This is a genomic window from Nocardia tenerifensis NBRC 101015 (genome assembly GCF_000308715.1).
GTDB classification, from domain to species: Bacteria; Actinomycetota; Actinomycetes; order Mycobacteriales; family Mycobacteriaceae; genus Nocardia; species Nocardia tenerifensis.
On the sequence record NZ_BAGH01000093.1, the window covers coordinates 1 to 20,248 of the forward strand.

Below are 20,248 nucleotides of genomic sequence, written 5' to 3' on the forward strand. Positions count from 1 at the left end.
AGTTGTACAGGGCGGTCATCAGCAGCGCCCGAAACCGTTCGCGCAGTGGATGTTCCTCGATCAGCGCGGCGAGTTCGACGACCGCCTCGGAGCTGCGGCCGGTCTCGATGTCGAGGGCGAGCCGGTCCTCCAGGATGGCCAGCCGCCACTGCTCGAGCCGGGCGCGCTGGCGCTCCGCGAACGGGCCGGGCAGCCCGCTCAACGCGGTGCCGTTCCACTTGTCCAGTGCGGCAACCAGATTCGCCCGCGCCGCGGCGGGTTGCCCGGCGCGGACCTGCTCGGCCGCCGCGACGAGCCGCTCCACCTCCGCCACGTCGGTCGACCCCGGGGGGATCCGCAGCAGGTAGCCGTCACCGACGGACACGAGCACCGCCGCGGGGCCGCGCGCCACCCGCTCGGGCTCCAGCGTCCGGCGCAGCTGCGCGACGTGGGTGCGCAGCGCGGCGACCGCGCGCGGCACCGGCCGCTCACCCCAGATGCCCTCGACCAGTTCGGCCGCCGTCACCGTGCTGCCCGCACGCAGCAGCAGGGCCGCGAGCACGGCCCGACGCTGCGGCGGCCCGAGCTGCAGCGCCGTCTCCCCGCGCCACGCCTTGACCTCGCCCAACACCACGAACTGCAACGACACCTCCCGAATGCTCCGGAGTGTACGTCGCGCCGCGCCGCCGCACGCCGTCCGCGCGAGGGATGTCGGCGCGGTCTGACCGGTGTCCCGCGTCTCGCGTCGCGTCGCGCCGCCGCCGGGCCTCTCGTGCGTGGGGTATCGGCATGGCCGAGCCGGTGGTCCTGCGCCTCGAATGGCGCTGGAACACCGGCTCCCCCTCGAAGGGTCAGGCGGCCGATCGATTACCGCGGAAGGTCAGCGCGACCAGGAAGGTCAGCACCGCGATGCCGACCGCGGCGGCGAAGGCCGTGGTGGTGCCTGTGACCAGGACCTGCGGCGCTGATCCCGTCGCGCCGCGGGCGGCCGTGCCGAACACGGTGACCAGGATGGCGAGGCCGAGCGCGGAGCCGGTCTGCTGCAAGGTTTGCAGTGCACCGCCCGCCGCGCCCGCGTCGCTCGACGGCACGCTCGACATGATGATCACGTTCAACGGCGAGAAGGCGAGCCCGATGCCGACGCCCATCAGCAGCATCGCCACGAACAGCAGCGGGAAATACCCGGTGTCGGTCGTCAGCTGCGTCAGCACCGCCAGCCCCGACCCCATGAACACCGTGCCGAGCATGGTCACCGGCTTCGGGCCGAACCGCGGCAGCAGCCGGGGGATCAGCCGGATCATGGTGAACATCAGCACCGCGGTGGGCAGGAACGCGAAACCCGTTGCCAGCGCGCTCAATCCGCGCACCTCCTGCAGATACTGGGTGAGGAAGAAAAACATCGACATGCCCGCCATCGGCCCGAGGAACATATTGGCGTAGGCGGCGGCTCGGTTGCGGTCGGTGAACAGCCGCAGCGGCAGCAGCGGCTCCGCGGTGCGCAGCTCGATCGCCACGAACGCCGCGAGCAGCACCGCGCCCGCCGCGAGCGAGACGTCGGTGAGCTCGCTGCCCCACCCGTTCGAGGCCGCGCTGATGAAGCCGTAGACCAGTGCGGCGACGCCCGCGGTCGCGGTCACCGCGCCGGGCAGGTCCAGGCGCGCGGGCCTGCGCACCGCGTCGGGCAGATACCGCAGCGCGAGCGCCACGACGACCAGTCCGAACGGCACGTTGATGAACAGCACCGACCGCCAGCTCAGCCACTCGGTCAGCAGCCCGCCGAGGATGAGCCCGATCGCGAAGCCCGCGCTGGACATGCCGGAGAACAGCGCGAGCACCCGGATGCGCGCCTTCGGCTCGGTGAACGTGGTGGTCAGCAGCGCGAGCGTGCTCGGTCCGGCCATCGCCGCGCCGATGCCCTGCACCACCCGGGCGACGAGCAGCCAGGTCGCCGACGGCGCGAGTCCGCCGGCCAGCGAGGCCAGCGTGAAAAGGGTTGTGCCCGCGAGGAACAGGTTGCGCCTGCCGAACAGGTCGCCCGCGCGGCCGCCGAGCAGCAGCAGGCCGCCGAAGACGAGGGTGTAGGCGTTCATGACCCAGGACAGGCCGGTCGCGCTGAACTCCAGGTCGGTGCGGATGCGCGGCAGCGCCACGTTCATCACGGTGATGTCCAAGATGATCATCAACTGGCAGGTCAGCAGCGTGACCAGCACGAGGCCGGTGCGTAGCGGCCTGCTCGGTGCGGACGTAGAGACGCCCGCGGAGAGGGTGGTCGTAGACAAGGAGTTGCTCCATCGAGTCGTGAGCTAATCGGAGAGAGTCTCCGTTTCCGATGGAGCTATCATATGGAGAGATTCTCCGTTTACGCAAGACTAACCGGAGACTTCATCCGTTTCCACTGGAGGGCGCATGGACGTACCGTCGCCGGCGCGGCCGATGCGGGCCGACGCCCGCCGCAACTACGAGCGCATCGTCGAGTGCGCGCGCGAGGCGTTCGCCGACGACGGACCGGACGCGCCGCTCGACGACATCGCGCGCCGTGCCGCCGTCGGACCGGGCACGCTCTACCGGCACTTCCCGAATCGGGAGGCGCTCATCGAGGCGGTGTATCGCGACAGCATCGAGCGGCTCAGCGAGCGGGCCTACGAACTGCTCGAAAGCCGTTCGCCCGCAGCGGCGATCGAGCAGTGGATGCGCGAGCAGGTGGCGTTCGTGCTCGATCGGCGCAGCCTGGCGACGACGCTGAAGGCCCTGATCGACCACGAGTCCGCGACTTTCACCCTGTGCCGCACCTCCCTGAACAACGCGGCGGGCGCGCTGCTGAAGGCCGGGCAAGAGGCCAAGGTGATCCGCGCCGATATCGAGCCGCGCGACCTGCTCCGGCTCGGGCACGGCATCGGCGTGGCCTGTGAGAAGACGCCGGAGGCCGCCGAACGGCTGCTCGGCGTCACGCTCGACGGGCTGCGCATCGCCCCGTAGTCAGCCGCGGCGTATCGCGGTAGGCGTTGTGCCCCACCATCTTCGGCAGCAGCGGGTGAGCGTCGCCTGCTCGGTCAGGCCGAGGACGGAGGCGACCTGACTCATCGGCATGTCGGTCGTGGTGAGGTAGCGGTGGGCCTCGTCGCGGCGAACGTCGTCGAGGATGGCGGCGAAGGTGGTGCCCTCCGCCGCGAGGCGGCGCTGCAGGGTGCGAGGGTGGACGGTCAACAACCTTGCGACATTGGCGATTTCGGGCGCGATGGTGCCGAGCAGCTGCTGCACGGTGGCCCGCACCTTCGGCGCCACCGAGGCGTCCATGCCGCCGGCCTGCTCCGCGAGGAACGCCATCGCGAGTCGGTGCAGGTTCTCGTCACCGCCGCTCAGCGGTAGCGTCGGGAGGTTCCGCGGTACGCGCAGTGCCGCGTACGGCCGGTTCATATGCACTGGCGCGCCGAAGAATTCGGCGTAACGCTCGATCGGCGCCGGCGGCTGGTACGGCAGTTCGACCGACAGCAGTCGGTAGCGGTCCCCGGCCAGGCGCTGAATTGTGTGATGCACGAACGCGAGTCCGAGATCGGTCGCCTGAATCGGCGACGGCACACCCGGTTGCACGCCGTAGTGCAGCGCGATCACGCCCCGGTCGCCGTACGGGTCCGGCTCGGGGGTCAGGGTGAGCGCGCGGGCGTGCAGGAACAGGTAGCGCGCCGAGCACTCGAGCACGTGCGTCAGCGAGGGCGAGTTCCGGATCGCCAGCGCGAGCGGGCCGAGCATGTCGAGGTCTTGGCGGCGGGAGATGCGCAGGCCGAGGTCCGGGCAGTCCAGCCGCTTCGCGGCCAGCTCCAGCACCGCGGCCAGCGCCTGATCGGGGATCAGCAAATCGTCGGTGTCCAGCGCGGTGATCGGCAAGCCGCAGGCGGCGGCGAACTGCTCGGCATCGCCGCCCAGCTCGGCGACTGTGGCGCGAAACCCGCGCAACCCCGCCGATCGGATCACCGTCATGTCGTCCAGAATCAAATAGTTGTCGCGCAAAGTCAAGAAATGGCGAAGGCGCGGTCGCACACTGGGGTCATGAACGAGACCGCTGTGGCTCCCGAACACCTCGACGTCGTGATCGTGGGCGCCGGACTGTCCGGCGTCGGCGCCGCCTACCGGCTGCAGACCGAGTGCCCCGGCAAGACCTACGCCGTCCTCGAGGCCCGCGCCGCGATGGGCGGCACCTGGGACCTGTTCCGCTACCCCGGCATTCGCTCCGACTCGGACATGTTCACCCTCGGCTACCCGTTCAAGCCGTGGCGCGATGCCAAGTCGATCGCCGACGGGCCGTCGATTCGCCGGTATATCAACGAGACCGCCGCCGAGTTCGGCATCGACCGGCACATCCGGTATCAGACGAAGGTGGTCGGCGCGGACTGGTCGAGCGAGAACGCCCGCTGGACACTGACTTTGGAGGTGCGCGACGCGGCGGGTGTCAGCGCGCGGCGCGAGCTCACCTGTAGCTTCCTCTACGCGTGCGCGGGCTACTACGACTACGACCGCGGATACATGCCCGAATTCCCCGGCGTGTCCTCGTTCTCCGGTCAGGTCGTGCATCCGCAGTTCTGGCCGGAGGACCTCGACTACACCGGTAAGCGGGTCGTCGTGATCGGCAGCGGCGCGACCGCGGTCACCCTGGTGCCGTCGATGGCGAAGCAGGCCGAGCAGGTCACCATGCTGCAGCGCAGCCCGACGTGGATCAGCGCGGTGCCCGGGCGCGACAAGTACGCGGACAAGATTCGCGAGCTGCTGCCGCCGAAGCTGGCGCACCGGGTGATCCGGACCAAGAACATCCTGTTCACCATCGGCTTCTATCAGTACTGCCGTCGCCGCCCCGCCGCCGCGCGCAAGCTGCTCACCGCCCTCACCACGCGAATCCTCAAGGACGAGAAGGTGGTAGCCGAACACTTCACGCCCACCTACAACCCGTGGGATCAGCGCCTGTGCGCCGTGCCGGACGCGGACTTCTTCAAGGCGATGAAGAAGGGCAAGGCCGAGGTCGTCACCGACCACATCGATTCGTTTGTGCCGGAGGGCATTCGGCTGCGTTCCGGCCGAATCCTGCGGGCCGACATCGTCGTTACCGCCACCGGCCTGCGGATGCTGCCGTTCGGCGGCATCACCCCGTGCGTCGACGGGCAACCGGTCGCGCTCGCCGACCAGTTCATCTGGCAGGGCGCGATGCTCACCGGCCTGCCCAACTTCGCCGTCTGCATCGGCTACACCAACGCCTCGTGGACGCTGCGCGCCGACCTGAGCTCGCGGCTGGTCTGCAAGGTCCTTAACCACATGGACCGCAAGGGCTATGCCGCCGTCGTGCCGCAGCCCGAGGGCAAGCTGAACGAGCAGCCGCTGCTGGACTTGGCCGCCGGCTACATCCAGCGTTCGATCGCGGACTTCCCGCATCAGGGCGATCGGCACCCGTGGAAGATCCGGCAGAACTATCTCGTCGACTCCGCGACCACCCTGCGCACCGACCTGGACAAGACCCTCGCCGCGACACCCAAATCGGCTGTCCGGGAACCGGTTTTGTCGACGGTGCGCTGACGCCGGGAATTCCTAGCGCTCGCCAAACACCCTTCCTGGTGGACTGGCGTCGGGCCACGGGATCGCGCCGTGGCCCGGCCGTCCAACCGAAAGGGTCATTCGTCATGACATCCACCCGCACGCGACTCCTCCGCGCCGCCGTCGCCCTCGGCGGACTGACCGCCGCCGGGGCGCTGCTGCTGCCCGCGACCGCCTCCGCGCAGCCCGGCTGTGGTGAACTACTCGAATCGACCTGCACTTTCGCCCAGGTCGATGCCGCGCTTCATGCGCAGTTCCCGGATATCGCGGCTCGGCTCGACGCGCACCCCGAACGCAAGGCGAAGTTGCAGGAGTTCCTGAACCTGCCGGTCGACCAGCGTAAACAGCGGGTTCAGCAGTTCCTCGACACTCATCCCGACGCCAAGGCCCGGCTGGACAAGCACCGTGACTCGCCGAAGGCGCAAGAGCGGTTGCAGAAGTTGCACACGATCGCCGATACCTGCCACAACTACTGAGGTGGTCGCCGCGCGGGACGCTCACCCGGCTCGGTGAATCGGTAGGGACACCGTGACGGTGAGTCCGCCGTCGGCCCTGGCCGTCGCTCGGACCGTGCCGCCGTGGGCCTGGGCGACCGACCGGACGATCGACAAGCCGAGACCCGCGTTGCCCGAGTCGGCGACGCGGTCCGGGGCCAGTCGCCGGAACGGCTCGAACAGGCCATCGACCTCGAACGGCGGGACCCGCGGGCCGGTGTTCTCGACGATCAATTCGGCGCGGTCGCCGGCCACCCGCGTGGTGACCGACACCCAGCCCGCGGCTCGGTTGTAGCGAACCGCGTTGTCCAGCAGGTTTTGTGCCAGCTGCTCCAGCAGGACCGGGTCGCCCGTCACCGGCGCGGCGGTCAGGTTTGCGCCGATCCGCACATCGGCCTGTGCGGCGGCGTCGTCGGCCACCGTGGTCGCCCGCGCGGCGATGTCGGCGAGATCGACCGGGGTGTGCTCGGTCAGCCGCTGCTCGCTGCTGGCCAGCACGAGCAGGCCGTCGATGAGCCGCTCATTGCGCCGGTTGACCTCGAGCAGGGTGGCGCCGAGCCTGCGCGTCGCCTCCGGCGCGGCCGGGTCGTCCATGGCCACTTCGATCAGTGTCCGGTTGATGGTCAACGGGGTGCGCAGTTCGTGTGAGGCGTTCGCGACGAATCGCCGCTGGCCGTCGAACGCGCGATCCAGTCGTTCCAGCATCGCGTCGAAAGTGTCTGCCAGATCCTTGATTTCGTCGTCGGGCCCGGTGAGTGCGATGCGCTCGTGCAGGCTTCGGTCCGCTACTCGCCGTGCCGTCGCGGTGATCTTTTGCAGGGGGCGCAGCGCCCGCCCGGCCAGCAGCCAGCCGAACCCGCCTGCCGCCAGGCCCACCGCGCCCAGCGATACCAGGGCCCAGACGAGCATGGCGCGCAACGTGTCTCGGCGGTGCTGCTCGGCCTGCCTGGTCAGCGCCTCGTAGAGATCCTCGGAAACCGGTCTGCGACCGGCACGTTCGGCCAGGTACTCCCGGACCAGGCGCGTCGCACCGACTCCGGGCCGCCGCTCCAACGACTGGTTGAGGTAGAAGTACATCAGGGCGATGAGGATCGCGCCGGCGAGGAAGAACGCGCCCGCGTACAGCAGCGTCAACCGCACCCGAATCGTCGACTGGCGCTTCATCGGATGCGGTATCCGACGCCGGGCTCGGTCTCGATCACCGGCGGCTCGCCCAGCTTCCGCCGCACGTTCATGATCGTGTAGCGCACCACCCCCGTGAACGGATCGATGTGCTCGTCCCACGCCTTCTCCAGCAGTTGCTCGGCCGAGACGACCCCGCCGCCCGCCCGCAGCAACTCCGTCAGCACCGCGAACTCCTTGCGAGACAACGCGATCGGCGTGCCGTCGCGGGTGACCTCGAAGCGATGCGGGTCGAGCCGGATCCCCGCCCGCTCCAAAACCGGTGGGGTGGCGGCCCGCGCCCGGCGGCCGAGCGCTTGAATGCGCGCGACCAGTTCCGTGAACGCGAACGGCTTCGTCAGATAGTCATCGGCTCCCAGGCCCAATCCCGCCACCCGCTCGGCCACCGCGGTCGCCGCCGTCAGCATCAGAATCCGCGCCCCCGCATCGGACTCGACGAGCGTCGCGCACACTTCGTCCCCCGAGACGACGGGCAGGTCCCGGTCCAGCACGACCACGTCGTAATCGTTGACCCCCACCCGTTCCAGGGCGGCCGCCCCGTCATAGGCCACGTCGACCGCCATGGCCCGCCGACGCAATCCGTCCGCGATCGCGTCGGCCAGCAATCGCTCGTCCTCGACCACCAGAACCCGCACCCGACCATCGTGCCCGCCCCCGCCGTTAGGTCGCTGTTAGCGCCGCGTCCGGCGAGCCGCCTCGCGCGCTCGCCCCGCTCGGCCGAGAATCGGGAGTGCCACCGGCCCACTGACCCGAGGAGCCCGAATGTCCGACTGGAACACGAAGATCATCGAAGAATTTCGCGCCAACGAGGGCAAAGTAGGCGGCCCCTTCGAGGGCAAAGACCTACTCCTGCTCACCACCACCGGCGCGAAATCCGGCCTGCCCCGCACCAGTCCCGTCGCCTACCTCCGCGACCAGGGCCGCCTGGTCATCATCGCCTCCAAGGCCGGCGCCCCCACCAGCCCCGACTGGTACCACAACCTCCGCGCCAACCCCGACGTCACCATCGAGATCGGCACCGAAACCCACCAGGCCACCGCCACCCCCATCCCCACCGGCCCCGAACGCGACCGCCTCTACGCCGCCATGGTCGAAATAATGCCCGGCTTCGCCGAATACGAACAAAAAACCACCCGCACCATCCCCGTGGTAACCCTGAACATCACCGCCTGATCACCCCTCGCTCACGCCGTCGGCGAGTACACGCGGACGTCGAGGTCGGCCACCGGACGCAACGCCGAATCGATGAGCGGCTGCACTTCGGACCACTCCAGCCCGCCATACCCACAGCCGAGAGGAGGGACGGCGATAGAGGTGATATCGAGTGCGCCTATGACCGCCACCAAATCCGTGAGGCCCGACTCGATGTCTTCCAGCCGCGAGCGGGCACGCCACTGTGTCTTCGTCGGGAAATTGATGATGTAGCGCGGGCCCTCGGCGAGTTCTGTCTCCCAGATATGCATCTTGCCGACCTGGACTTCGCCACGGTGGCAAGCCTTTCGATACGCCCCGAACATCTCGGGGTAGGCGCGGCGAAACTGCAGCGCGAGCCCTTTGCCCATCACGCCCACGGTATTGACGGTGTTCACCAACGCTTCCGTGTCGGCGCGAAGCAGGTCGCCGGTGGCCTGGGTGAACACTGCGAACGATGCCATGGGCTCAGAAGTATCAGCTGGGTCTGACACGGACGCGTTCGTGGGCGAGGCGGATAGGCCGCGGTTAGGGTCGGAAGTATGCGATATGCGATCTCGATTCCGCAGCATGCGGCGGATGGGGAGTTTCAGGCGAGGGAGCTCAGGGGGTATTTGGGGCGGGCGGAGGAGTTGGGGTTCGAGGGGGCCTGGATGACCGAGCAGGTGCTCGGGGGGTCGCCCAGTGCTAGTCCGTTGGAGATGTTGGCGTTTGCGGCGGCTTGTAATGAGAGGTTGCGGCTGGGGTGTTCGGTGTTTGTGACGCCGCTGCACAATCCGGTGCATTTGGCTAAGCGGATCGCGACGGTGGATCAGTTGAGTCGGGGGCGGCTCGAGGTGGGGGTGGGAATCGGGGGGCGTAATCGGATGTTCTCGGCGTTCGATGTGGATCCGGCGGACAACCTGGTGCGGCGGTTCACTGAGGGGCTACGGGTGATGGAGGCGCTGTGGACTGAGCCGGAGGTAAATATCGACGGCGAGTTCTGGCAGTTGGCGGGGGCCGCGATGGAGCCGAAGCCGTTTCAGAAGCCGTATCCGCCGCTGTGGTTCGGCGGCAGCAAGCCCGCCGCGTTGCGGCGCGCGGTTCGCCAAGGGGACGGGTTCTTCGGTGCGGGGTCGTCGACAACCGCGCAGTTCGCCGAGCAGGTGCCGATCGTGCGCGCGGCGCTCGCCGAATCAGACAGGGACGCAACGAATTTCCGAATCGCGAAGCGGGTATACATCGCGGTGGATGACGACGTGGAGCGCGCGCGACGCCGAATGACCGAGGCCCTGATCGCCCAGTACGGCGACTACGGCAAGACTTTGCTACCCGTCGCGGTCTGCGGCCCGCCGGACACTTGTGTCCGGGAACTGCGCGAGGTCGCCGCGGCCGGAGCCGAAATGATCCTGATCAACCCACTTTTCGACTCGGCTGCCCAGATGGAGCGAATCGCCACCGAGGTTCTGCCGCTAGTCGACTGATCGCAGAGGGCAAGAGCCGTGCCGAACAACACTGTCCGGCACGGCTTCTCGGCCACTATCAGACGCCGATGGAGCTCAACAGCATGGGAAGCGCGTTCTGCATCTGCACCTTCCAGGCGTCCCAGTTGTGCCCTTGGGCAGGCACATAACGCTCGTCCACCTGAGCGCCCAGCTGCTGAAGCTTGTCCACGAAGCGGTAGTTCTGTTCGTAGACAAGGGATTCGACACTGTCGCCCTTACCGTAGGAGACGAACAACGGAATGTTCGTCAGCTTGGCGGCCTGACTGTAGGGATTGTTCGCCACCCAGATATCGCGATGTGTCGCGTAGTCGCCCCACACACGCTTCCAATCCGCCGCGCATCCCTGCCCCGGCTTGTCGGGCTCACCGGGTGCTCCGGAGTCGTGCAGCGGGTCGACGTTTCCACTGAAGGAAGCGGCCGACTTGAACCAACCCTGGTACTCGGCGGCGAACTTCATCGCGCCCAGCCCGCCCATCGAGTTGCCCGCGACGGCCCGGGTGGTATTGGCGTGGTAGGTGGTTTCGAGGATGGTGCGCACGTCGTCGAGCAGGTACTTCTCCCAGGCGGGCGGCCCGCCGTGCCCGTCGTTGTACCAGTCGGAATACGCGCTGCACCAGCTGGTTTCGGGCAGGACGAAGATGGCGTTCTTGCCCGCCGTGAGCGCCTCGAGGTTGCCCTTGTCCGTCCAGGACTTGTGATCGTCGAAGCCGCCGTGCAGCACCCAGACGGTGGGCCAGCTGCGCGTGGACTCCTTGGTCCAGCCCGGCGGCAGTAGCAGCCGGACGACCTTGACGGACCAGTCCGGTCCCTCGAGGTTGGGCGAGGATATGCCGAGGTCGAGGATGCGGTCGCTGACCCTGGTCTCCCAGCGGACCGTGCCCGCCGCGGCGTGCGCGGGCGCGCTGGCCACGAAAGGTAAAGCGAGGCTGGCGATTACGGTGGCTATGGCCAGAATGAGTCTGCTGATTCTTGGCAACGGATGGTCCTTTCCCTCCCGGGGCCGGCTACGAACCGCTCGACCCCGCACCAATGAATCTAGAGCAGAAAGACACTCTACGAATAGTGTTGTTCGCAAATTGGGAGATCTCACGGTCCGCGCTGTCCGTCCCCTGAACCACGGTGTCGAACAACGACTCTCGATACCTGGGCCGCCCGTCCCGCCCCGGCCGCCGACCGGTCCGGCACAGTGATCGACATGCGAATCGCGGTATACCTGGCACATCCCCGGCCCGGCAGTTTCAACGGCGCGCTCTTCGGCGCCGTGGTCGACGAACTGCGGACTCACGCGGTCGAGGTCCTCGCCCACGACCTGTACGCGGAGGGCTTCGACCCGATGCTGGGCGCCGCGGAGACCGAGACGGTCGACAGCACGCGCGCGGGCGACGACCTGATCCGCCGCTACCAAGACGAACTGTCCGAACTCGACGCCATGATCTTCGTGCACCCGAACTGGTGGGGTATGCCGCCCGCCATCCTGACGGGCTGGGTGCAGCGCGTCCTCACCCCGGCCGTCGCCTACAAGCTGAATGACGCGGCGGGCGAGCCGATCCCGCTGCTCCGTGCCGAGCGTGCCCTGGTGCTCAATACCTCCGACACCACCGCCGACCGGGAACGCGACGTCTTCGGCGACCCGCTCGGGCAGATCTGGGCGTCCTGCGTACTGCCCTACATCGGCGTGAAAGACATGCGACGCAAGGTCTTTCGCACCGTGACGGACTCCTCCGAGCAGACCCGTGCCGCCTGGCTGCGCGAGGCCCGCGCGCTGGCGGCCGCGCTCGCGACGGACGGCTGACCCGCTCCGCCGCCCGGGGCACGTGAGCAGATGCTTACGTGTCCTGATTGTTATCTGGAACAACAAATTGGTCGCTCGAACAGGTTGTGCGGTGGGTCACAGTCGAATATGTTGCACCGAACAACATTCGCTCGACCTCGACCGACCCGGGCACTCCGGGGCGGTGGTTCCACGAAAGGCCCCCTCATGCGTAAGGGCATTCTCGGCGTCGCGGCCGTCTCGGTCGCCGTGCTCACCTCCTTGACTTTGACCGCTTGTGGTGACGACTCGAAGGGCTCGGGAGGTGGCGGCGCCAAGATCGGGGTGATCCTGCCGGACAGCAAGACCTCCGCCCGCTGGGAGACCGCGGACCGCAAGTACCTGCAGCAGGCGTTCGACGCGGCCGGCGTCAAGGCCGACATCCAGAACGCGCAGGGCGACAAGAACGCCTTCCAGACGATCGCCGATCAGATGATGACCAACGGCGCGTCGGTCCTGCTCATGACGAACCTGGACAGCGGCACCGGCAAGGCCGTGATCCAGAAGGCTAAGGCGCAGGGCGTCACGGTGATCGACTACGACCGCCTCACGCTCGGCGGCGGGGCCCAGTTCTACGTCTCCTTCGACAACGTCAAGGTCGGCAGCCTGCTCGGCGAGGGCGTGGCGAAGTGCCTGACGGACAAGAACGCGGTCAATCCCGTTGTCGCGTACCTGAACGGCGGACCGACCGACAACAACGCGACGCTGCTCAAGACCGGCTACGACGGGGTGCTGAAGCCGAAGTTCGACGCGGGCCAGTACGTGAAGGGCCCGGACCAGGCCGTGCCGGAGTGGGACAACACCCAGGCGGGCACCATCTTCGAGCAGATGCTCACCAGCCAGCCCAATATCGGCGGCGTGGTGGCCGCCAACGACGGACTCGCCAACGCGGCGATCGCGGTTCTGAAGAAGCAGAAGCTCAACGGCCAGGTGCCGGTGAGCGGTCAGGACGCGACCGTGCAGGGTCTGCAGAACGTCCTGAAGGGCGATCAGTGCATGACCGTCTACAAGGCGATCAAGAAGGAGGCCGAGGCGGCGGCCGAGCTGGCCATCGCGCTGACCAAGGGCCAGCAGGGTCACGCGAACGGCACCGTGAAGGACCCCGAGGCCAAGGCCGACGTGCCCTCGGTGCTGTTGGAGCCCAAGCCGATCTACGCGCAGCAGGTGAAAGACGTTGTGGCGGACGGCTATGTCACCAAGGCCGAGCTGTGCACGGGTGAGATCACGAAACTCTGCGCGGACAACGGCATCTGATCGTCTCAGCCCCTTCCGCCGTCTCGATGATGAGGGGGCGGCGGAGGGGGCTCTTTCTCTGGAGCAGTATTCATGAGTGAAGCATCGCGCGGCGATTCGCCGACGGGCGGGCCGGTGGTCGAATTACGCGGCCTGGAAAAGAGTTTCGGGCCGGTCCACGTCCTGCACGACGTCGCCTTCTCCGCCTACGCCGGCGAGGTGACGGCCCTGGTGGGCGACAACGGCGCCGGAAAGTCCACGCTCGTCAAGTGCATCGGCGGCACCCACCCGATCGACGCGGGCGAGTTCCTCTTCGAGGGCAACCCCGTTCAGGTGCACAGCCCGCGCGACGCGGCCGCGCTCGGCATCGAGATCGTGTACCAGGATCTCGCGCTCTGCGACAACCTCGACATCGTCCAGAACATGTTCCTCGGCCGTGAGCGCAAGAACGGGATCGTGCTCGACGAGTACGCGATGGAAGAGCTGGCCGGAAAGACGTTGGCCAGCTTGTCCGTTCGCACCGTCAAGAGCGTGCGCCAGCAGGTGTCGAGCCTGTCCGGCGGGCAGCGCCAGACGGTCGCGATCGCCAAAGCCGTGCTGTGGAACAGCAAGGTGGTGATCCTCGACGAACCGACCGCCGCGCTGGGCGTGCAGCAGACCCAGCAGGTGCTCGAACTGGTGCGCCGCCTGGCCGATCGCGGGCTGGCGGTGGTGCTGATCTCGCACAACATGAACGACGTGTTCGCGGTCTCCGACCGGATCGCGGCGCTCTACCTCGGGCGGATGGCCGCCCAGGTCCGCACCTCCGACGTGACCCACGGGCAGGTCGTAGAACTGATCACGGCAGGCCGCAGCGGCGCACTGGGTCTGGACGCGAATGGAGTCAAAGAATGAGCGAGCGCAGCGAGCGTCCAAAAGACGCAGCCGCCTCGGCGGTCATGCCGGAGCCGAGCGCCAGCGAGGTGGAGGCATGAGCGCCGTACTGGAAAAGCACACGAACGCACCGGTTTCCGACTTGGTGAACACCTACGTCGGACGCGTACGCAGCGGCGACATGGGTGCGCTGCCCTCCGTGCTCGCCCTGATCATCCTGTCCTGCGTCTTCTGGATCGCGCGCCCGGTCTTCATGTCCGAGGCCAACTTCGCGAACCTGTTCACTCAGGGCGCGGCGATCGCGGTCATCGCGATGGGCCTGATCTTCGTGCTGCTGCTCGGCGAGATCGACCTGTCGGCGGGCTTCACCAGCGGCGTGTGCGCCGCGGTGCTCGCGGTGCTGCTCACCGATCGTGGATGGCCCTGGTACCTAGCGGTTTTGGCGTCGCTGCTGACCGGCGTGGTGATCGGGCTGACCATCGGCACGATCGTGGTGAAGATCGGCATCCCGTCGTTCGTGGTGACCCTCGCGGCCTTCCTCGCCCTGCAGGGCGTCGCGCTGAAGATCATGGACAACGGTCGCAACATCTCCATCCGCGACGACACCATCCTCGCCATCGCGAACAAGAACGTCCCGCCCCTGCTCGGCTGGCTGATGTACCTCGTCCTGGTGGCCGGGTTCGCGTTCCTCCAGTACCGAAAACTGCGGGCCCGCAACAAGCTCGGGCTCACCGGCGAGACCGCGCCGGTGATCGTGGCGCGCATCGTCGCCGTCGCGGCGGTGCTCGGCATCGCGGTGCTGGTGCTCAACGGCGAGCGCAGCCGCAACCCGGAGCTGCACTCGCTCAAGGGCATGCCGATCGTGGTCCCGCTGATCGCGATCCTCTTGCTGCTGTGGACCTTCGTGCTCAACCGCACGTCCTTCGGCAGGCACATCTACGCCGTGGGCGGCAACGCCGAGGCGGCCCGGCGCGCGGGCATCACCGTCGACCGCGTGAAAATCGCTGCCTTCGTACTGTGTTCGACGATGGCCTCGGTCGGCGGGCTGGTCGCGGCCTCGCGCGCCAACTCCGTCGACCCCAACACCGGCGGCAGCAGCGTGCTGCTGCTCGCGGTCGGCGCGGCGGTCATCGGCGGCACCAGCCTGTTCGGTGGGCGCGGCCGGATGCTGGACGCGGTGCTCGGCGCCGCCGTGGTCGCGGTGATCGACAACGGCATGGGCCTCATGGGCTACAGCGCGGGCACGAAATTCGTTGTGACAGGATTCGTGCTGCTCTTGGCGGCCGGAGTAGACGCCTTGTCGCGGAAACGCACGCTACTCCGCAGATGACCCACCCCGCGGCGAAGGACGGTGAATGAGGGCGGCCCCATCTCCCGATGAGATCCGCAAGAGCAACCTGGCTGTCCTGCTGCGGCACGTCCATCGCGACGGACCGGTCTCGCGGGCCACGCTCGCGGAGCGAATGGGGCTGAACCGCAGCACCATTCTGGCCCTCACGGCCGACCTCGCCGCGGTAGGGCTTGTGCGCGAGGAACTTCCGGGCCAGACCGGCAAGGCGGGCCGACCCTCGCTGGTGGTCCGCCCGGAGTCGGAGCGCGTCTACGTCGTCGCGCTCGATGTGGGCGCCGACCGGCTCGCCGCGGCCAGGGTCGGTTTGGGCGGTTCGGTCCTCGATCAGGTCGAAACCGCCCGCCCGAGGGGCGCTTTCGATCCGGACGACGTGATCGCCGCGCTGGCCTCCATGGCGCGCGAGATGATCGGCCGAGCCGCCCCCGAGGCCGTGTGCGTCGGGGTCGGCGTGGCGTTCTGCGGGATGGTGCGCGAGGAGGACGGCGTCGTCCGCTACGGACCCAATATCGGCTGGGTCGACGTGCCCTTCGGCGCCAGCCTGACTCGCGAACTCGACCTCGGCCTGCGGGTCGCGGTCGGCAACAACGCCAACCTCGGCGCGCTCGCCGAGCGCGAACGCGGGGCGGGCGCGGGCCTGTCCGACCTGATCTACCTGCACGGTGACGTCGGCATCGGCGCGGGCATCATCATGGGCGGCCGGCTGCTCGGCGGCGAGGGCGGCTACGCGGGCGAGGTCGGCCACATGATCGTCAACCGGAACGGGCGGCCCTGCGCGTGCGGATCGCACGGCTGCCTCGAGGTCGAGGCGGGTGAGCTCGGCCTGATCGCCGCCGCCGGGCGCGACGACCCGGCAGGCCGCGCCGCGGTCGAGGCGATCGTGGAGGCCGCGGCCCGCGGTGACTCGACGGCGCGCGACGCCCTGCACCAGGTGGGGGACTGGCTCGGTTACGGCGTCGCCAACCTGGTCAACGTGTTCAACCCGTCGATGGTGGTCTTCGGCGGCGTGCTGCGCGAGATCTACCTCGCCTCCGCGGCCCAGGTGCGCAGCCGGGTGGCGGTCGACGCGCTGCTCGCGGTCCGCGAACGGGTGCGGCTGCGCACCTCGGCGCTCGGCGGCGACGCCACCCTGCTCGGCGCCGCGGAACTCGCCTTCACCGACGTGCTGACCGATCCGGTGCAGACGCTGGCCAGGATATCGGCCGCACGCGCCTGAAACCGGTTGCGGCATAGCGCTTTCGGGCTCGCGAACGCACAGGGCGGGCCGACCCCGGTCGGGCGCGAGCTTTCCGCTGGTCACCCAAGCCGACTACTATGCGCAGACCACCGTTCGGGTGATCGAGTGCACGACACTCGCGTGGAACGGCCGATCCGATGACGGTGAATTCGAGCGTGAGCAATAAAGGGGTTTCGATGGACAGGCCGGCGTGGGCGCCCGAAGGCGTGGATATGCAGCAGGCGAGCCCGGCACGGATGTACGACGCGCTACTGGGTGGCTCGCACAATTTCGAGATCGACCGCCGGGCCGCCGAGATGGGCAAGGCCCTGGTACCCGACCTGCCGCGGCTGGCGTTGAGCAACCGGGCGTTCCTGCGGCGAGCCGTCCGATTCCTGGCCGACTCCGGGATTCGGCAATTCCTCGACGTAGGGTCGGGGATCCCGACAGCCGGAAATGTGCACGAGGTCGTGCAGGGCATCGACCCCGATATCCGGGTGCTCTACGCCGATATCGATCCGGTGGCCGTCGCGCATTCCCGCGCGATCCTGCGCGGCAACAGCCGGGCGGGCGCCATCGAGGCGGACCTGCGCAAGCCCGCCGAGCTGCTCGACCGGGCGGGCGAGACGGGGCTGATCGACTTCGATCAGCCGGTCGGCCTGCTGCTGGTCGCGGTGCTGCACCTGCTCTCCGACGAGGACGAGCCCGTGAAGAAGGTGGCCGATCTGCGCGCCGCCCTGGAGCCGGGCAGCTACGTCGCCATCTCGCACCTGACCTCGGAGATGCGGCCCGAGGACGCGGGCAAACTGGGCGCCAACGCCTCCGATAAGAGTCGAGTTGGTATCCATTTCCGCAATCGCGAGGGAATCGTCGCTATGTTCGATGGATGGGACCTGATCGAGCCCGGCGTGGTCGAGTTGCCGGTCTGGCGCCCGGAGTCCGAGCGGGATCGGCACGAGGCTCCGGGCCGTTCGCTCGGTCTGGCCGGGGTCGGTCGAAAGGCCTGAATCGCGCACACCGATCAGCAGGGGGTCCCTGAGTGGGGTCGCATGAGCTAGCCATGCGGTGGGCCGAGGCGCTGGACGGCGCGGTGGCCCCCACGCTCACGCGCTCCCAGATCGAGGACATGCTGGCCGGGGTCGGCGCTGCGCTGCAGGCGGTGGTGCTCGGCACCGCCGAACTCACCGTCGCCCGCGAGGCCGCCTCCGTGCTGGTCGCGGCGAACTATCGCGACGCGGTGGCGGTCAGCCGCTCGGTGGTCGTGATCTGCCACGACCTGGTGGCCGATCTGTGTCCGACCCCCGTCGGCCCGGACTACGAGCGGATCCGCGATCGCGCCGTGGTGGTCGCGGCGGAGTTCGCCGCGGGTTTCACCGCGGCGCTGCGCACGGCGGCGCTGGCCGAACAGGAGGCCACGCTGGTGGCGACCCTCGCCGCCGCGCAGGAGGCCGAGGCCAAACGGCAGCTGTCGGAGGCCAGGTTCGCGGCGGTCTTCGCGGGCGCCTCCGTCGGCATCGGCACGATCGACGTCACGGGCCGGGTGCTCGACGCGAACGTCGCCATGGCCGACATGCTCGGCCTCTCGGTGGACGTCATGCCGGGGCGGACGGTGGACGCGCTGCTCGGCCCCGCCAATATCGGGCGCGCCTTCGCCGAGTTGCAGCGGCTGCTCAACGGGGAGGCCGACCGCTTCCGGCTGGAGACCGACCACCTGCGCCCGGACGGCACCGTCACCACCATCGACCTCTCGATGTCGGCCGTGCGCGACAGCGCCGGGCAGGTGCGCTTCCTGATCGGAGTCGCGGTCGACATCACCGAACGCAAACAGCTGGCCGACCGGCTCTGGCACGACGCCAACCACGACAGCCTGACAGGCCTGCCGAACCGCACCCTGTTCTTCGACCGGCTGGCCAACGCCAGCCCGCCGATCGGCGTCTGCTACCTCGATCTCGACGGGTTCAAGGAGATCAACGACGTGTGGGGACACACGGTGGGGGACAAGGTGCTTCGCGTGGTCGGGCAGCGACTGAGCGCGGCCGTCGAGCCCGTCGACGGACTCGTCGCGCGGCTCGGCGGCGACGAGTTCATCGTCCTGATCGAGAAGTGCACGGGCGCGGGCACATTGGCCGAGGTGTCCGGCTGGCTGTCGCGGGCGCTGGTCGCGCCGATCGAGGTGGAGGGCCACCTGGTGACCGTGGCCGCCAGCATCGGCACCGTCTTCCTCGACGACGTGCCCGCCGCCCCCGACCAGCTCATGCACGCGGCCGACACCGCCATGTACCGCAACAAGGCCGCGCAGGGCATGCGCGAGTCGCGATTCCGGCACCGGTAGGGACGCGCGGTCGCGCCCTCCCGCCCGCGGGTTGCAATCGACGGCGCGTCGAACCCATGCCCGCGCCGGACATCGGTCATGACAGCACCCCACGCAGGTGCGCGGCGTACCGATCGATACGTCGTTGTTGAAGGGCGGCAGCCGCTTTCGAGTGGTGGATCTCGATGCTGAGGCGACCGTCGAAGGTGCTGAGGATGCAGGTGGCGCCGCGTTGTTGCGGAGGGATCGGCACGTCGGGGTTCGACGTCGACGTGAGGGTGGACCGGAAGTCGTTGATACGCAAGCCTTCCGGCGTCCGCAGCTCCGGCACCCTGCCCCAGTTCGTGACCAGCACCATGCCGGGGTGCGGGGTCGCGGCGGACCCGGTCAGGTCGGGGATGTGCAGCGGTGTCTGCTGCACGATGCCAGCGGCCAACGCGTCCCGCAGCGATGCGCAGATGGAACGGGCGAGGTCGACCAGGCCGAGGGGCTCGGTCGGGAGGTAGTTGGCGAATCCGAGCAGGTTGGTGCCGTCGGTCCGGCCGACCATCGGCGTGATCCTGGTGCGCAGGTCGACCGGGTAGAGGTATAAGAGGTCGGTCAGCGGCACTTCGCGTAACTCGGCCTCGCCCAACAGGATTGCCGCAGATACCAGACCGTTTATCGTCACGCCTTCCCGATGCCCCAACTCGACCAGCGCCGCGGTCTCGGCCTGCGAAAGATGGCACCGCGATACCGAAGGCACACGCTGCCAGCCGTCTTCGTCCACCGGCTCGTCGGTCGGCGAGGTGGCATCGGTAGTAGGCGCGACGGCGGCATCCGTGGACTGCTCGGCGGTGGGCGAGGCGTTGGTGTCAGCCGACTGCTTGGCGGTAAGCGCGGCGTTGGTGTCTGCCGACGGGTCGCCAGTAGGCGACACGGTGGAGTCCGCCTGCTCGCCGGTGAACAGCGAGGTGATGGTGTCTGCTGCCGGGTCCGCGGCGGACGAGACCGCGGTGTCCATCGACTCGTCGGCGGCGGGGTAGTCCATCTTCTCGATGCCGCGTTCGGCCAGCAACTGCTCGATCGACGCCGGATACTCCCGAACCGCCCGTTCCGGCGAACGCCCCGCGACCGCGTCGGTATAGCAGGACCACAGCTCGGCCAGCACGGCCAGCGAGTGGTATGCGTCGACGATGCTGTGGTGCGTCAGCAGGGTCACGCTCGCCGTGTCGCCGTCGCGGACGACGCACACCGCGCTCAACGCCTCCCGCTGATCGAGTTTCGGGTCGACCAGCAGGCGGTCCGAGTCGTCGTCGACCACGGAGATCTCCGGCGCTCCGCCCGAGCCAAGCAGGTCGTATCCGCCGTCCCCCGACGGTTCGAGCCGCGCGCCCAGCACGGGGTAGGCGCGCACGACGGCCTCGTACGCCGCGGACAATGCCGCTAGATCGAGTCGCCCGGACACCCGCACCGCATAACCCACATAGACGCCGATGCCCGCGAACACCAGTTCACTCGGGGCCAGCGGGCGGACAACTGTGGACGTGGTCATAGAGCTCCCCTTCATCTGT

20 protein-coding genes are annotated in these 20,248 nt (G+C 68.5%); 12 read left to right on the forward strand and 8 right to left on the reverse strand.

From position 1 onward, the window contains the following. Both ON39_RS07190 and ON39_RS07195 read right to left on the reverse strand, forming a co-directional pair. Positions 1-628: AfsR/SARP family transcriptional regulator (locus ON39_RS07190; RefSeq protein WP_040732464.1), on the reverse strand; the 628-nt coding region annotated here is incomplete at its 3' end. Between the two features lie 202 nt (positions 629-830). Next, complete coding sequence (locus ON39_RS07195; protein WP_051186376.1) at positions 831-2,258, reverse strand: MFS transporter; 1,428 nt, start codon at positions 2,256-2,258, stop codon at positions 831-833. Positions 2,259-2,385: 127 nt separating this feature from the next. On the opposite strand from ON39_RS07195, the gene ON39_RS07200 reads away from it, so the two are divergent. Further along, the gene (locus ON39_RS07200) at positions 2,386-2,955 is read left to right on the forward strand and encodes a TetR/AcrR family transcriptional regulator (RefSeq protein ID WP_040732465.1); all 570 of its coding nucleotides are present in this window, start codon (positions 2,386-2,388) and stop codon (positions 2,953-2,955) included. Here ON39_RS07200 and ON39_RS07205 read toward each other — a convergent pair whose 3' ends face one another. Next, a complete protein-coding gene (locus tag ON39_RS07205; protein ID WP_040732530.1) occupies positions 2,956-3,954 on the reverse strand; it encodes an AraC family transcriptional regulator in 999 nt (332 codons plus the stop codon). A 69-nt stretch (positions 3,955-4,023) separates the two neighbouring features. On the opposite strand from ON39_RS07205, the gene ON39_RS07210 reads away from it, so the two are divergent. Beyond that, on the forward strand, positions 4,024-5,535 hold the full coding sequence (locus ON39_RS07210; protein ID WP_040732466.1) for a flavin-containing monooxygenase: 1,512 nt from the start codon (positions 4,024-4,026) through the stop codon (positions 5,533-5,535). Between the two features lie 104 nt (positions 5,536-5,639). After that, complete coding sequence (locus ON39_RS07215) at positions 5,640-6,029, forward strand: hemophore-related protein (protein ID WP_040732467.1); 390 nt, start codon at positions 5,640-5,642, stop codon at positions 6,027-6,029. A gap of 21 nt (positions 6,030-6,050) precedes the next feature. Here ON39_RS07215 and ON39_RS07220 read toward each other — a convergent pair whose 3' ends face one another. Both ON39_RS07220 and ON39_RS07225 read right to left on the reverse strand, forming a co-directional pair. Further along, positions 6,051-7,211 (reverse strand): sensor histidine kinase, encoded by a 1,161-nt coding sequence (locus ON39_RS07220; RefSeq protein ID WP_040732468.1) that lies wholly within the window; start codon positions 7,209-7,211, stop codon positions 6,051-6,053. Continuing rightward, on the reverse strand, positions 7,208-7,864 hold the full coding sequence (locus ON39_RS07225) for a response regulator transcription factor (RefSeq protein WP_040732469.1): 657 nt from the start codon (positions 7,862-7,864) through the stop codon (positions 7,208-7,210). Before ON39_RS07225 ends, ON39_RS07220 begins: the two co-directional genes overlap by 4 nt. Positions 7,865-7,991: 127 nt before the next feature. Here ON39_RS07225 and ON39_RS07230 point away from each other — a divergent pair, with 127 nt between their 5' ends. Next, on the forward strand, positions 7,992-8,402 hold the full coding sequence (locus ON39_RS07230) for a nitroreductase family deazaflavin-dependent oxidoreductase (protein ID WP_040732470.1): 411 nt from the start codon (positions 7,992-7,994) through the stop codon (positions 8,400-8,402). A gap of 11 nt (positions 8,403-8,413) precedes the next feature. Here ON39_RS07230 and ON39_RS07235 read toward each other — a convergent pair whose 3' ends face one another. Beyond that, positions 8,414-8,884 (reverse strand): macro domain-containing protein, encoded by a 471-nt coding sequence (locus ON39_RS07235; RefSeq protein WP_051186377.1) that lies wholly within the window; start codon positions 8,882-8,884, stop codon positions 8,414-8,416. Between the two features lie 78 nt (positions 8,885-8,962). On the opposite strand from ON39_RS07235, the gene ON39_RS07240 reads away from it, so the two are divergent. Further along, complete coding sequence (locus tag ON39_RS07240; RefSeq protein ID WP_040732472.1) at positions 8,963-9,883, forward strand: LLM class F420-dependent oxidoreductase; 921 nt, start codon at positions 8,963-8,965, stop codon at positions 9,881-9,883. A gap of 58 nt (positions 9,884-9,941) precedes the next feature. Here ON39_RS07240 and ON39_RS07245 read toward each other — a convergent pair whose 3' ends face one another. Further along, positions 9,942-10,880 (reverse strand): alpha/beta hydrolase, encoded by a 939-nt coding sequence (locus ON39_RS07245; RefSeq protein WP_246003017.1) that lies wholly within the window; start codon positions 10,878-10,880, stop codon positions 9,942-9,944. 219 nt (positions 10,881-11,099) lie between these two features. Here ON39_RS07245 and ON39_RS07250 point away from each other — a divergent pair, with 219 nt between their 5' ends. From ON39_RS07250 to ON39_RS07280, 7 genes are all read left to right on the forward strand, one after another. Then, a complete protein-coding gene (locus tag ON39_RS07250; protein ID WP_040732473.1) occupies positions 11,100-11,696 on the forward strand; it encodes an NAD(P)H-dependent oxidoreductase in 597 nt (198 codons plus the stop codon). Positions 11,697-11,882: 186 nt separating this feature from the next. Continuing rightward, positions 11,883-12,968, forward strand: coding sequence for a sugar ABC transporter substrate-binding protein (locus ON39_RS07255; RefSeq protein WP_040732474.1), 1,086 nt, complete (start codon positions 11,883-11,885; stop codon positions 12,966-12,968). Between the two features lie 72 nt (positions 12,969-13,040). Further along, complete coding sequence (locus ON39_RS07260; RefSeq protein ID WP_051186378.1) at positions 13,041-13,841, forward strand: ATP-binding cassette domain-containing protein; 801 nt, start codon at positions 13,041-13,043, stop codon at positions 13,839-13,841. A 76-nt stretch (positions 13,842-13,917) separates the two neighbouring features. Next, positions 13,918-15,150: a sugar ABC transporter permease gene (locus ON39_RS07265; RefSeq protein WP_040732476.1), complete on the forward strand. Its 1,233-nt coding sequence runs from the start codon at positions 13,918-13,920 to the stop codon at positions 15,148-15,150. A 25-nt stretch (positions 15,151-15,175) separates the two neighbouring features. After that, on the forward strand, positions 15,176-16,384 hold the full coding sequence (locus ON39_RS07270) for an ROK family transcriptional regulator (protein ID WP_040732478.1): 1,209 nt from the start codon (positions 15,176-15,178) through the stop codon (positions 16,382-16,384). A 197-nt stretch (positions 16,385-16,581) separates the two neighbouring features. Next, positions 16,582-17,391, forward strand: coding sequence for an SAM-dependent methyltransferase (locus ON39_RS07275; protein WP_040732479.1), 810 nt, complete (start codon positions 16,582-16,584; stop codon positions 17,389-17,391). A 53-nt stretch (positions 17,392-17,444) separates the two neighbouring features. After that, a complete protein-coding gene (locus ON39_RS07280) occupies positions 17,445-18,716 on the forward strand; it encodes a diguanylate cyclase domain-containing protein (protein WP_083894295.1) in 1,272 nt (423 codons plus the stop codon). A gap of 76 nt (positions 18,717-18,792) precedes the next feature. On the opposite strand, the gene ON39_RS45680 is transcribed toward ON39_RS07280, so the two are convergent. Beyond that, complete coding sequence (locus ON39_RS45680; protein ID WP_051186379.1) at positions 18,793-20,229, reverse strand: phthiocerol/phthiodiolone dimycocerosyl transferase family protein; 1,437 nt, start codon at positions 20,227-20,229, stop codon at positions 18,793-18,795. Between the last annotated feature and the right edge of the window lie 19 nt (positions 20,230-20,248).